Origin of the sequence: Rickettsia peacockii str. Rustic, from assembly GCF_000021525.1 — a bacterium.
Lineage (GTDB): Bacteria > Pseudomonadota > Alphaproteobacteria > Rickettsiales > Rickettsiaceae > Rickettsia > Rickettsia rickettsii.
The window spans coordinates 776,503-789,949 of sequence record NC_012730.1; the positions used below are offsets into that span (position 1 = coordinate 776,503).

The following is a 13,447-nucleotide window of genomic DNA, read 5'->3' on the forward strand; positions in this document are numbered from 1 at the left end:
AACGTGACTTGCTCATGAACATCTACATAATTGGACAGGGAAGAAAATACGTAATAACTTAGAACGATTAAATTATTGGTGGAGTGAGGGATTTACCGATTATTATAGCAGGGTTTTAGCCTTACGTTCTAGTGTTATAATAATGCTTGAGGAATTTGTAGAAGAATTTAATAAATTCTTTGAGAATTATTATTTATCACCTGTTATAAATGAACCTAATAATTTAATCGAAACAGATTATTGGCAAGATTATGCAGTACAAAGATTGCCATATTATAGTGGATTTGTTTTGGCACTTTATTTGGACAATTTCATTAAAGAGAATAATAAGAGTAAATCGCTGGATAATGTTATGCTTGATTTATTTAAAACCTCAAAAGCACAAGAATTTTCAAGCGATTATTTTAAAACAATAGTTAAAAATTATGTTCTAAAGGGCATAGATAAAGAGATAAACGTATAGATTTAGCTAATGTTGCTAAAGTGCTGCCGATCGAGAAAATAACAATGTGGGCATATGATCATGGTTTTAATAGAGATGCTTTAATAAATAATTATACAATAAAAGATATTGACGAAAATAGTAACGCTTATAAATCTGGACTTAGAAACAGGGACATAGTTATAAAATATGATTTTCCTAAATGGGGTTCTCCTGATCAGATAGTTACAAGCAACACAATTAAAGGCGAGTTTCAATTTAGACCTGAAAGTGCTAATAAAAAAGATATATACGGGTTCAAGCCTACTTTGTCTAAAGAAGATAAGCTAAAAATCAAAAAGTTTTTTAACAGCTAAATCTTCTTGTTATCTTAAAGTATTATTAATTATTTATTAATAATATCCATTGACACAACAACATTTAAGTTATAATTGCGTCACGATTTAATTTTAAGGGGAAAAATCATGACAAAAAACTATATGTATGTGCTACCTTAGCAACGGAACATGCTATTAATGTGATAGAAAACGGTGCAAAAACTGTATGTTCCGTTCAGGTGTAATAGTTGAGATTATATCTTACATTTAGTAAAATAAATTAATTATTAAATGGAGATGAAAAATGAACTTAAATCAAAAAATAATAAAGCCAAAAATAGGGTTACTAGAACTAGCTAAGAGTCTTGGTAGCATATCATCAGCATGTAAAGCGATGGGCTATAGTAGAGATAGTTATTACAGATTTAAAGCACTGTATGAAACTGGTGGCGAAGAGGCATTGTATGAAATTAGTCGAAGAAAGCCAATAATAGCGAATAGAGTTGATCCAGCGATAGAGAAAGCAGTAATGGATATGGCAATAGAATATCCAGCATATGGTCAGCTAAGAGTATCAAATGAGCTTAAGAAGAGCGGTATACTTGTATCGCCTGGAGGAGTGCGATCAATTTGGTTACGTAATGATTTAAACAATATCAGTAAAAGGCTTAAAGCATTAGAAGCAAAGATGGCTCAGGATGGTATTGTTCTTACTGAATCTCAATTACAAGTGCTAGAGGAGCGTCGTAATGAAAGAGAAGCTCATGGAGAAACTGAGACGCAGCATCCAGGTTATCTAGGATGTCAGGATACGTATTATGTAGGTAATTTCAAAGGTATAGGTAAGGTTTATTCTCAGGTATTTATTGATAGCTATACTAGGGTAGCTGATGCTAAACTATATACTGATAAAACAGCTTTAACTGCTGCTGATATGCTTAATGACCGCGTGTTACCATGGTACGAGACCCAAGGGATACCAATACTTCGTATTCTTACAGATCGTGGGTCAGAATATAAGGGGAATATAGAGCATCATGCTTTTGAGTTGTTTCTAAGTATCGAAGGTATAGAGCATACTACAACTAAGACATATTCTCCCCAAACAAATGGTATGTGTGAGCGTTTTAATAAAACCATGAAACAAGAATTCTTTGATACAGCTATGCGGAAAAAGATTTATACAGATCTTGATGATTTACAATTAGATCTTGATATTTGGTTAGAGCATTTCAATAATGAGCGACCACATTCAGGAAAATATTGTTATGGAAAAACTCCTATGTAAACTTTTAAGGATAGTAGAAAATTAGCTGTTGAAAAGAATAATGAAATCTTGTATCTTGAATACGTCTCTGACAGTCAAAATTTAACTGACAATCAGGTGCAAAATTTATAGTATCTGTAAGATCAAATCTTGACTTCTACAAATGATTAGGATTTTACTAGATAAATATACTAAGCACTATAAAGCAAATAAAAGGGTATAATACTATAAACTGAGCTGGCGGATAGGGTGGGATTCGAACCCACGGTACGGTTGCCCGTACGCCAGTTTTCAAGACTAGTGCCTTAAACCACTCGGCCACCTATCCAAGAAGATTCATACCAAATAATCTTATATATTTCAAGGGAAATCTTGCAATATATGAATCTAAATTACAAATCCGAATTGTTCTTTCACTTCATTAACCGTTTCAGAAGCTCTAATTCTTGCTTTTTCTGCTCCTTTGTGCAGTATTTTTAATAAATATTCTTTATCATTCATTAATTCTAAATATTTATCACGTATCGGTTGTAGATTTGTAATAATAATTTCTGCCAAATCTTCTTTAAATTTTGCGAAACCTTGGTTTTGATAATTACCGATTATTTTTTCCAAGCTTTCTTCGGATAAACTGCTATAAATATCTAATAAATTACTAATTTCCGGTCTTGTTTCTTGATCATAGCTAACAAAACTTAAATGATCGGTTTTGGCTTTTTTTATTTTTTGATGAATAAGATCGTTATCGTCTTTTAAATTAATACGGGAAAAATCCGAAATATCAGATTTACTCATTTTCTTTAATCCATCCCGTAAGCTCATGATTCTTGTGCCTGTTTCACTAATTAAAATCTCAGGAACTTTTAGAATTTCTTTTTTAAATTTTCTATTTATTACCCCTGCAATATCTCTTGTTAGCTCTAAATGCTGCTTCTGATCCTCACCTACAGGCACTATATCGGCTTTATATATTAAGATATCCGCTGCCATAAGTACCGGATAGGAAAATAACCCAAGACAAGCCTTTTCTTGATCGCTACCTGCTTTATCTTTAAATTGCGTCATGCGCTTTAACCATCCAAGCGGTGTAACGCAATTTAGTAGCCAAGCAAGTTCAGTATGCTCTTTCACCATACTTTGGGCAAAAATCGTTACTTTGTCGGGGTTAAGCCCTGCTGCTAAATAAACAGCAAGCACCTCCATAATTGAATTGTTAAGTTCTGATGGCTTAATATCAACCGTGATAGCATGCAAATCTGCTAAGAAGAAAAAACAATTATATTCTTCCTGCATTTTAACCCAGTTTTTAATTGCACCAAGATAGTTACCGAGATGTAAAGAACCGGTTGCTTGCACACCGGAAAGAACAGTTTTTTTCATTTAATACCTTTTTATTTTACTCATTGTAAAATTATGTTATAAATACCATTTTTATTAATATAATTATCTTAATAATTATGCTGTGGCGTTTAAGAATTTTATCATTTTACGGATTATTATCGTTATTTACATTTATTTTTTTTCTTATATGTTACATACCAGTAACATTTTTCAATGTCAACTATCAAATAAGATATAGAATTGCCATTATCTTTTCTTATGCTTTTGTGTGGCTTGCAAAAATTTGTTGCGGTTTAAAATATGAAGTAGAGGGGCTTGAGAAATTACCGAAGACTATTGCAATCGTCGTGTCTAATCACCAATCCTTTTGGGATCAAATGTTTATGCAACTGATTATTCCTAAACATTCTTGGGTATTAAAGCGTGAATTATTTAATATACCCCTGCTTGGTTGGGGACTTCGGATGGTTAAACCTATTGCAGTTGACCGTGGTACTAACAGCTCGGTTGCTCAGATTTTAAGAGAAGGTCAGGAAAAAATAAAAGAAGGATTATGGTTAATAATATTTCCGGAATCAACTAAAGTTCCGCCTGATAGAACGGTAAAATTTAAACCAAGTGCCGTAAAGCTTGCTTCAATTACTAAAGTTCCAATTGTGATGATAGCTCATAATGCCGGTTTATTTTGGCCTAGAGGTTTTTGGTTTAAGCAACCTGGAACTATAAAGATAAAGATTATAGGTGTAATAGAAAAAGAAGAAATAGAGCAAACAGACGTACGTATACTTAATGACAAGGTTGAGCAAATTATTAACAGTGAAAAGCAAAAATTATTAAATTAATATTAGGTTTTAAAAATAATTAGTATTATCATAAAATTACAACTTAGTTCTTATGGAGGTATTTATGGTCAGGACAACAGCGTTAAAATTAATTGCGGTTATCGATAGTAAGCAAATGATGCTTTACGACGCTCAAGGAGTTAAAATTACTACTAATACACCTTTAAAATTATCTTTGGATTTAGAGGAGCATCACCACCATAGAGAAAAAAGACAAAGCCTTTACCAAAATAAATCTACACCGGCTTCGTTGTTTGAGCCGCATACTTCGCTAAAAGATATAGCACTTAAAGAAGCAGCAAGGAGCGTTATTAAACATTTAGAGAAAGTAACTACTGCTGATCAAGCTAAATATAAGGAATTGATTATTGTAGCAGAACCGCAAATGCTTGGATGTGTTAGACAAGAACTTAAAAACGGTCTAAAAAAGATGATTACTAAAGAAATTGCTAAGGATTTAGTGCAACATAGCGTAGATGCAGTGGAGCGAGCAGTATTTTCTTAGATAATCTTTATATGTAGAAGTCAAGATTTGAATTCACTTACATCGTCTCTCGTCGCTCTCCGATTATCTATAGGCTGCGCTTCTCGCTCTTTGTAATTACATCCAACTGATTTGACTACATTTTAGTATATATGGCGGCATGCGTCAATACACTCATATTTTAATTCAGAATAGTTGCACTAATAAGAAAAAGTGGTAAAATATCATATCGAACAAATTAAATATTATGAATAATTATGCCACAAATTTATTTTAACGGTCCGGAAGGACGAATTGAAGGAAGATATGCAAAAGCTACCGCGCCCAACGCCCCTATTGCATTAGTTCTTCATCCTCATCCTTTATATGAGGGTAATATGAATAATAAAGTAGTTTATAATGCCTATAAGATTTTAGCAGATAACGGTTATACCGTCTTACGTATTAATTTTAGAGGAGTAGGGGGATCACAAGGTAAATTTGATAACGGAGTCGGTGAAGTGGTTGATGCGGGGGCAGCTCTCGACTGGTTACAGCAGAATAACCCAAATGCTCAGTCTAATCTGATATTAGGATTTTCTTTCGGAGCATGGATAGCTATGCAACTTGTAATGCGACGTCCGGAAATAAATCATTTTATTGCTATTTCACCGCCGGTTAATACAATTCATAAATATGACTTCTCATTCCTCTCACCTTGTCCTATTCCAGGGTTTATATTACAGGGAGATAATGATAGTATAGTATCGGCAGATGATGTAAAAGACCTAGCAAATAGATTATCTAAGCAACAATCCCATATTAAAGTTGATTATAAAATTATCAATGGAGCTGACCATTTCTTTCGTTATAAAACTGAAGAATTTTCTAAAGCAATAAATGCTTATTTAATAACAATTCAATCTAATTATCATCACCATAATAATAATGTAAATGAAGAAATTAGTAAGCACCCAAAGAAATTATTTTTATATTAGTTTTTGTTGTGTGGTTCGGCTTATCCGTCATTGCGAGGAAATTGCGTAGCAATTGACGAAGCAATCCAGTAAAAATTCTGATTTACAGAATTTTTTATCACCACGCAGCCTACGGCTGCTTGCAATGACGACTCGGTATCCACGCAACAATACCTCGTGGTAATAACATAAAAGAATCCATATCACAACGTCTACAATTCTAAATAAGCTTCTATTGCTAAAATTAATATTGCATCTTTTTTAGCATCTAACTCTTGAGTTAATTCTTCATAAATTTGCCTATCTGATAGAGAAGTAAATTTTTTAAATAGCTGCACTAATTTTAAAGAAGGGATAATACGAAAAGCATCTTTTAATATTTTGATCTTTTTATTAACATTAAGCTTATTATTTAAATTAAAGTAAAATTCTAGTAATTCGTCGTTATAAAAATTTAAATCTACAGCCGTTGCCAAATAATCTATAGCATTAGCCGTATTATTACTTTCTACTTCTTGCTTCGCTGCTAATAAATAATACTCAGCAATTTCCGGCATAGACTCATGTTTATGAAATTTTGCGAGCTTATTCGTTATAAAAATAAATTTTGTCCATAGAGAAAGTCTAGCATAACAACGCATTAAAGTAATTAAATTGTCAATATCAAGTTCATTGAAATTATAAGCCTTTGTTGCGTAATTTTCTGCTTTCTCATAAAAAGATTTATCATAATAAAGTTTTGCTAGATTTTTGCTACCGTAAAAAACAAATTCTTTAGATGTAATAAGTTTTTGAAAATAGGAAATTTTTCTATCTACATCCTCTTCAGTTACGGCTAAGATTAAATTATGGAATTCTTGTGAATCTTTTAGATCTTCAGAAGATAAATTTTTGCGAGCAATAGAAGCAGATGTAGCTTTATTATTCATAATATATTCGGCAAAAGCTAAAATTAAAGCATATCTATCATGATTAATTTTTCGTTTACTAAAAATATTATGTATTTTAGATGGTAAATCGATAATTAATATTAGAAATCTAATGACAATAAAACAAGAAATTAGTAATAAAAGGCCTAAAATAAGACTAAAGAACAAGGTAGTCTCTATATTATAATCATATAAACTAATAAAAACTTTTGAATCAAAGCTCTCTATAAAAGTAAACCCGAAATAAAGCAGTAAAAAAGTAGCACATATTAATAATAACCTAAACATCTTTATTTACAAACTCCTGCATAAATTTTTCTGAATAAAGACAATCGATTAGATAGTTTAAGTTCTCTAAAATTAGAGGTTTATCTTGTTCTTTTATCATCATAGCAGAAGGTTTTTTTTCAATTTTGATAAACTTCGCCAGCCACTTATGATTGGTAGGAAAAATTACTTCCGTACTACTTGATTTAGAAAAAAGATAATTATTATATGCTTCTAAGTTATTTAAAATATTCCTTATATCTTGAGGCAGCAGGCGGGATTTTACTATTCTTAGTTCTTTACTATAATCCTTATCTTGCATGAAATTATATACTAATAGATTTACATTTAATAAGTAATTAATATAGTCAAGTGATACCCATACGCCTACCTCATTACTCGTCGCTCTCCTATTAGTTATAGGCTTCTTCGCTCCTTGTTCCTTGTATCCGAATGAAGCTGAATTGACTACAGTTTCTAATTTTGGTTCTACTAAATTAGTCGGTGCTTCAGGAAACTTTAAAGAACTTACGTAATTTAAAAGCGACTTGGTAGATAATAGAGGAGCTGCTTCCTTTTCTTCCAGGGTAGTATTTTCTTTATTTTCTACTGTTTGATCAGGAATTTGGCTTAAATCCTTATTTTCACTTTTAAAAAGTTTTAAAATATCGGATCTATTATGATAAAGAGTAAAAGAAGATAAGACAAATATTACTATTGCTATAAAAAAGATGTTTTTGCTTTTAAATAAACTATCGAATTTGTACATTTTCAGATAATAACTTGATTATATCGTTAAGGTTTTGATCATCACAATAAACCACATTTTTTATAAAAGGTCTAACTATATTTGCAACTTTCAAACTTATGGCTACAACTAAACTATCTTGTAAGTACTCTAGTAAATTATTTTGCAGTAATAATTTTACTAAAGTCCTAGCACTATTTTGAGAATAAAGTAATATAAAATCAATATTATTTTTAAATGCTTTTATAATAGATACGGGCAGCTCATTCAAATATTCTACATTATAAATGATATGTCTAACTATTTTGCTAGGTAAATCTTTAGTAATTTCATTTGAAGATAAATATATAGTCTGCTCATATAAATCAGGAGGAAAATGCTTAATCAAATCTTCCACGTTTTTAGCAGTATACATTACTTTCTTGCCTAATAATCGTTTTGACTTACTACCTACTACCCAAATATCTTGTTTTAAGTTATGACCGGTTAAGATACTTGCTGCATATTTACTAGTTATTATTATATTTGAGTAATTATCTAAAATATCGATATTAAAATCTAGAGTGTTATATTTAATTAAAGGACAATGAATATCACGTAAATCTAAATGATATTTACTTATTTCCTTTATAGTTTCATTATTTTCTTCAATATGTCTAGTTAATAAAACCGATTTCATACAATATTTGTACTCCAATATAAAAAGCAACTGCCCAAATAATAATAGCAGCTATTTTATTAATTATAGTTAAAATCGTACTACTTTTATTTAGCTTTCTAATATTATAACCTGCAACTGCTAAAGAAAAAAACCATATCCAAGATATAAGTATGCAAGTTAAGGTAAATATAATTTTTGCAATACCGCTATACTTTAAAGCACTAATACCTATTACTATAATCGTATCCATAATTGCATGCGGATTTAATATTGACACCGATATAGCAAATAAAATTTGTTTTTGAGCTGAAAAAGCCCCGGAATGCATTGTAAGATCAATAGGCGGCTGATTCCAAGTATTATATCCCATATAAATTAAGAAAATAAATCCAACAATAAATATAGATAATTTTAACCAAGAAATTTCAAGAATTAACAAAGATATCCCAAGAACTGCCATACATATAAGCATAGTATCACATATTGAGGCTGCAATTATGCTAGGTAAAGCCTTGCTAAACTTTGGCTGTGTTGCTCCTTGATTGAATATAAAAATATTCTGTACTCCGAGCGGCACTATTAAACCGAGAGCTAAAACGATGCCATGTAAAAAAGCACTTAATATATCATTATTCATTTAAATAGCCATTTTATATACTAGAGCTATGCTCCAAATTGTTACTGCTCCCATTTTATTAATTATTTTTAATATTATAGCATTTTTATTTAATTTTCTAATATTATAACCAATTATTGCCAATGATAAAAACTATATACAAATAAACATGTAAATAATTTTAATGTCATTTCCTTGATATTTGTAAAAACCAATATTTAATATACTCATTATATATGGGTTTAATATAGATAATATTGATATCACAATATAGAAACTAAACTTTGTTTCTACATAGAAATAGGCTAAGGTTCTATTGTTAAATTAAAATATGATTGATTCCAAGTATTATATTCCATACAGATTAGAAAAATAAATCCAATTATGAAAAAAGGTATTGCTATATACCAAATCATAAAAATAAAGAAGAAATCATGATTGAAAACGATTATATGTATAAGTATATTATAACATATCGAAGCAACAATTACACTAGGTAGAGCTTTTTTGAAGCTACGATATTTTGCACTGTGATTTAATATAAAAATACTTGGTATAATGGAAGAAATAGCAAAATACGGTATTAAAAATATTATACTTAATATATATCATTCATTATTGTAATTTAGTTTTTATTTTTAATAATATTAATAAAGACGGAATAGTTATAATAGTAGTAAATAAAAAGAAATTTTGCCAACCGAAATTTACTACAATATAGCCTGAAATTATAGGAAAAATTGAGCGCGAAATCCCCATCATCGATGAAAGAAAAGAATATTGAGTAGCTCGAAATTTACCTTGACAGAGTGCAGAAATAAAAGCGATATAAGCAGTCATTGTCATACCGCCGGTAATACTTGCTATTCCTATCGTAATAAATAATAATAAAGAATTTTTACCGTTTATTTCAAGAAAAATAAATAAAATATGTCCTAAAGCATGAATAATACCAAATAAAAATATACTATTTAATATATTTTTATGTTTCATAATAACCCCGCCGACAAGTCCACCGATTATAGCTCCTACAACTCCACAAAACTTTCCAACGCTTGCTATTTCAAAAGCATCATACTCAAGATGAAGCAAAAACGGATTAATCATAACATTAATTAAGTTATCCGGTAACCTATATAATACTAGGAAAATTAATATAAGAATAATAAAATAAACAGAACCTATAGGTTTTAACGCATTATATATAAAATTTATTATGTTTTTTTTATTTTGATTATTTTTTATATCATTCTTGATTATCTGTATATGTATGTTCTCGTTTAAATAACAATACTTAATTCCTACAATCAATAAAATTAAATAAATAAATACTAAACCGGCAAAGATTTTATATATTTCATTAAATGTTAAATAAATAGATAAATAAATAGCTCCAGAACCGGCTAAAAGCATACCGACCCGATAACCGAATATATATATTCCTGAAGTAAACCCAAGCGATTCTTTAGGTACTATTTCCGTTCTTAAAGCACTTAATATAGTATCTTGTGCAGCACTAAAAAAAGAAATAATTAAAGCTGTGAAAGCAAATAATAATAGATTAGTACTAGGATCTAGAAAGCTGAAAATATATATAAGAAATATCAATGCACTACTAGTTAAGCAAATCCAAGATAATCTATGACCGAATATTTTGTTTAAATATTTAATTTGCACTGCATCAAAAATCGGTGCTAACAAGAAATTAATAGAGTAGGGAAGCGTTATGAATGATAATATACCGATTGTTTGCAGTGCTATATCTTCTTTAGCAAGCCAATAATTTAAAGTATTACCGGTAATCATTAGATTAAAACCGCTAATAAGCCCAAACAACAAAATAATACATAAACGAGAGTTATTTAACATGAATTTATATACTTCGAGTAAATGAAGAATTGATAGACGAAGATCAACTTCAACAAGAGCAAGGAGTCTATAAGGCGAGGAGCGGAGCGTATACATTAATACGTGAGCACCGCAGAGCTTATGAAACAACATAGCCAATTTTTGAAGTTGATCGAGTATATATGCCTTTAGCTCTAAGTTCCTATAGGCTTAATATGCAAAAATGTGAGTCTTCTGTTGATTTGCGGCATATAATGTAATCATGTTATTTTAATTTCTCAATATCTTTCTTATCTAATTTTGTTATTTTCATAATAGTTTATAAAGAAAGCCCTTCTTTTTTCATTTCTTTAGCCATAGTAATTTTCTCTTTTTTTCTACCTTCTTCAATACCTGCTTGTTTCCAGCTATGAGCTAAGCTATTCATAAGGTTTCCTCCTAATGCAGGGTTTAAATGCGATTTAAGCATTTTTTCTATTTCTATTTTATCATTTTCCCTAATCTGATTCAAGGTGTAGAGGACAAAATTAGCTCTATATAATCTATACCGATATTAACTTTAATAAATTCTGGTAAAAGATCAGTTACTTCTTGCCATCTCTTTAATAAATCTCGTTTGTGGATATGTTTAAAAAAAAACTGCAAGATTCCAGACCAAGCTTTTTCTTTTAATTTTTCATCAGAAATATTTTGAACATTAATTAACTGATAATCATTAATCCATATGTATTTTTTACAAGTTCACTGTTTTCAAATAACTCCCATAGATTAGTCATAAAGTGACAAAAGAATGTAAGAGAAATATAGCTCATTCTTATAAAAATAGCGGGGTAGTATTTTTAAACTTAAAAAATATGCAAAAAACGCAAGATAAAAATATGCTTTTAGAAACTTTACAAAAGTCAAAATGTGATTTTTCTTTTCCTAACCAAGATTTATTAAATCTTATCGATGAGATGGAACTGTTTTACATATTTTTAGACTCAAAGCCCTTATTTTTCTTATTTCATTTTACACTATGCAGGACCTAAGCCATGGACTACCGATAAGCAGGAATTATGGAAGACAAATCAGGACAAATTAGATAAGATCACAAAATATTACTGGCGATATAAAGAAATAACACCTTGGAGTAGTATAAATTAATTATTTTAATTGACTTTAGCACTTAAGAGATTTAAAAGTTAACTTTAATATGTAAGGTTACAATAAAAATGTTACCGCCTAAAATTTTCTTTGAAAAAGTTAAAGAAATAATGTGGCCTATAGAAAGGAAAGAATTAAAGCTATTTATACCTATGGCTTTAATGATGTTATGTATCCTTTTTAATTTTGGGGCTTTAAGATCTATCAAAGATAGTTTAGTAGTACCCTCTATGGGGGCTGAAATTATTAGCTTCTTAAAATTATGGTTAGTATTACCCTCGTGCGTAATTTTTACCGTACTTTATGTTAAACTTAGTAATAACTTAAATTTTGAATATATTTTCTACATTATAGTCGGCAGTTTTTTACTATTTTTCTTATTATTTGCCTATATTATTTATCCAAATCAAGATATTTATCATCCTAATGATGAAATGATAAATAAATTAATTGCTTCATATCCTCATTTTAAATGGTTTATTAAAATAGGTAGTCAATGGAGTTATGCACTGATGTATATTTTCGCGGAATTATGGAGTGCAGTAGTCATAAACTTAATGTTTTGGCAGTTTGCCAATCACATTTTTGATACTTCTAAAGCTAAAAGATTCTATCCCGTTCTTGGAATGGTCGGTAATATCGGTCTTATAATAGCAGGCAGCGTACTTGTCTTTTTCTCAAGCGGGCAGGACGTCATTGATTCAGAATTATTACCGGATGCTTTTAATTCATCTGTCGGAAATGCTATAATGCTTCAGCCAATCATGTCAATTATTGTGACTGCAGGAATAATTGCTATGCTTCTATTTAGAATAATAAATAGATTTATTTTAACAGATTCCATAAATGTTTTAGATGCAAAAAAAGTTACAGCTAAAATGAAAACAAAACTTTCGGTAATTGAAAGTATCAAATTAGTAATTCACTCAAAATATATAGGTCGTATTGCCTTATTAATAATCTGTTATGGATTATTAATAAATATAGTTGAAGGACCTTGGAAAGCAAAAATAAAAGAATTACATCCAAACACTATAGACTATGTTAACTTTATGGGCAGGTTTAATATTTGGATGGGGATATCATGCGTTACTTTCATGATAATAGGCAGTAATATTCTTAGAAGACTCGGTTGGCTCATTTCGGCATTATTAACTCCTATTATGTTGTCTATTACCGGCTTGATGTTTTTTATCTTTATAATTTTTATTGAAGAAATAGGAGAATGTTTCGGTGATTTTAATCTTCTATATGCAGCGATTATTGTTGGAGCAATTCAGAACATACTGAGTAAATCGTCCAAATATTCATTATTCGATTCAACAAAAGAAATGGCGTATATTCCTTTATCTTTAGAGCTTAGAACTAAGGGAAAAGCTGCCGTAGAGGTAATAGGTACTAAATTCGGTAAATCGCTTGGAGCATTTATACAGTCTTTGATATTTATTATTATTCCGACTGCTACCTTTGATTCTATTATAATATATTTATTAGTAACTTTTATAGTTATGATGAGTTTATGGATTTGGAACGTTATAAAATTGAATAAGGAATATATAGAGCTGTGTAAGTAAACGTCATTG

At 29.9% G+C, this 13,447-nt stretch carries 15 protein-coding genes, 1 tRNA gene and 3 pseudogenes; 9 read left to right on the top strand and 10 right to left on the bottom strand.

Going from position 1 to position 13,447, the window contains the following annotated elements; translation table 11 throughout:
• Positions 1–46 precede the first annotated feature (46 nt).
• From RPR_RS09510 to RPR_RS04625, 4 genes and pseudogenes are all read left to right on the top strand, one after another.
• A pseudogene (locus tag RPR_RS09510) lies at positions 47–130 on the top strand (hypothetical protein); the annotation flags it as partial.
• 12 nt (positions 131–142) lie between these two features.
• Positions 143–463, top strand: coding sequence for a hypothetical protein (locus RPR_RS09115; RefSeq protein ID WP_266105304.1), 321 nt, complete (start codon positions 143–145; stop codon positions 461–463).
• A 44-nt stretch (positions 464–507) separates the two neighbouring features.
• Positions 508–798 carry a hypothetical protein gene (locus tag RPR_RS09120; RefSeq protein ID WP_228368805.1) on the top strand — a complete coding sequence of 97 codons (291 nt, stop codon included), beginning with the start codon at positions 508–510 and terminating at the stop codon, positions 796–798.
• 265 nt (positions 799–1,063) lie between these two features.
• Positions 1,064–2,044, top strand: a pseudogene (locus RPR_RS04625) (IS481-like element ISRpe1 family transposase); the annotation flags it as partial.
• Positions 2,045–2,264: 220 nt separating this feature from the next.
• On the opposite strand, the gene RPR_RS04630 reads toward RPR_RS04625, so the two are convergent.
• Together RPR_RS04630 and trpS are read right to left on the bottom strand one after the other, a co-directional pair.
• Positions 2,265–2,354, bottom strand: a tRNA-Ser gene (locus RPR_RS04630).
• A 59-nt stretch (positions 2,355–2,413) separates the two neighbouring features.
• Positions 2,414–3,406: a tryptophan--tRNA ligase gene (trpS, locus tag RPR_RS04635; protein WP_012736799.1), complete on the bottom strand. Its 993-nt coding sequence runs from the start codon at positions 3,404–3,406 to the stop codon at positions 2,414–2,416.
• Between the two features lie 77 nt (positions 3,407–3,483).
• On the opposite strand from trpS, the gene RPR_RS04640 reads away from it, so the two are divergent.
• The 3 genes from RPR_RS04640 (at position 3,484) to RPR_RS04655 (ending at position 5,670) form a co-directional block, all read left to right on the top strand.
• Positions 3,484–4,209, top strand: coding sequence for a lysophospholipid acyltransferase family protein (locus RPR_RS04640; RefSeq protein ID WP_012262415.1), 726 nt, complete (start codon positions 3,484–3,486; stop codon positions 4,207–4,209).
• Positions 4,210–4,273: 64 nt separating this feature from the next.
• Positions 4,274–4,714 carry a host attachment protein gene (locus RPR_RS04645; protein WP_012736800.1) on the top strand — a complete coding sequence of 147 codons (441 nt, stop codon included), beginning with the start codon at positions 4,274–4,276 and terminating at the stop codon, positions 4,712–4,714.
• 236 nt (positions 4,715–4,950) lie between these two features.
• The gene (locus tag RPR_RS04655; protein WP_012736801.1) at positions 4,951–5,670 is read left to right on the top strand and encodes an alpha/beta hydrolase; all 720 of its coding nucleotides are present in this window, start codon (positions 4,951–4,953) and stop codon (positions 5,668–5,670) included.
• Positions 5,671–5,861: 191 nt separating this feature from the next.
• On the opposite strand, the gene RPR_RS04665 is transcribed toward RPR_RS04655, so the two are convergent.
• The 8 genes from RPR_RS04665 to RPR_RS09130 form a co-directional block, all read right to left on the bottom strand.
• Positions 5,862–6,866: a tetratricopeptide repeat protein gene (locus RPR_RS04665; protein ID WP_012736802.1), complete on the bottom strand. Its 1,005-nt coding sequence runs from the start codon at positions 6,864–6,866 to the stop codon at positions 5,862–5,864.
• Positions 6,859–7,614 carry a palindromic element RPE2 domain-containing protein gene (locus RPR_RS04670; protein ID WP_012736803.1) on the bottom strand — a complete coding sequence of 252 codons (756 nt, stop codon included), beginning with the start codon at positions 7,612–7,614 and terminating at the stop codon, positions 6,859–6,861. The genes RPR_RS04665 and RPR_RS04670 overlap by 8 nt, the downstream gene beginning before the upstream one ends.
• Positions 7,598–8,272: a uroporphyrinogen-III synthase gene (locus RPR_RS04675; RefSeq protein ID WP_012736804.1), complete on the bottom strand. Its 675-nt coding sequence runs from the start codon at positions 8,270–8,272 to the stop codon at positions 7,598–7,600. The genes RPR_RS04670 and RPR_RS04675 overlap by 17 nt, the downstream gene beginning before the upstream one ends.
• Positions 8,250–8,891, bottom strand: coding sequence for a LysE/ArgO family amino acid transporter (locus RPR_RS04680; RefSeq protein WP_012736805.1), 642 nt, complete (start codon positions 8,889–8,891; stop codon positions 8,250–8,252). The genes RPR_RS04675 and RPR_RS04680 overlap by 23 nt, the downstream gene beginning before the upstream one ends.
• Positions 8,892–9,014, bottom strand: coding sequence for a hypothetical protein (locus tag RPR_RS04685; RefSeq protein WP_012150903.1), 123 nt, complete (start codon positions 9,012–9,014; stop codon positions 8,892–8,894).
• Between the two features lie 471 nt (positions 9,015–9,485).
• Entirely contained in the window at positions 9,486–10,739 is a 1,254-nt protein-coding gene (locus RPR_RS04690) for an AmpG family muropeptide MFS transporter (RefSeq protein WP_085065814.1), read from the bottom strand.
• Between the two features lie 298 nt (positions 10,740–11,037).
• Positions 11,038–11,229, bottom strand: a complete 192-nt coding sequence (locus RPR_RS09125) for a transposase (protein WP_085065700.1) — start codon at positions 11,227–11,229, stop codon at positions 11,038–11,040.
• Positions 11,226–11,444, bottom strand: a complete 219-nt coding sequence (locus tag RPR_RS09130) for an Rpn family recombination-promoting nuclease/putative transposase (RefSeq protein ID WP_228368917.1) — start codon at positions 11,442–11,444, stop codon at positions 11,226–11,228. The genes RPR_RS09125 and RPR_RS09130 overlap by 4 nt, the downstream gene beginning before the upstream one ends.
• Positions 11,445–11,491: 47 nt before the next feature.
• Between RPR_RS09130 and RPR_RS09745 the strand changes: the two are divergent.
• Positions 11,492–11,864: pseudogene (locus RPR_RS09745) on the top strand (glycosyltransferase family 8 protein); the annotation flags it as partial.
• Positions 11,865–11,932: 68 nt separating this feature from the next.
• The gene (tlc3, locus tag RPR_RS04705; RefSeq protein WP_012736807.1) at positions 11,933–13,438 is read left to right on the top strand and encodes a nucleotide exchange transporter Tlc3; all 1,506 of its coding nucleotides are present in this window, start codon (positions 11,933–11,935) and stop codon (positions 13,436–13,438) included.
• The last annotated feature ends 9 nt before the right edge of the window (positions 13,439–13,447 follow it).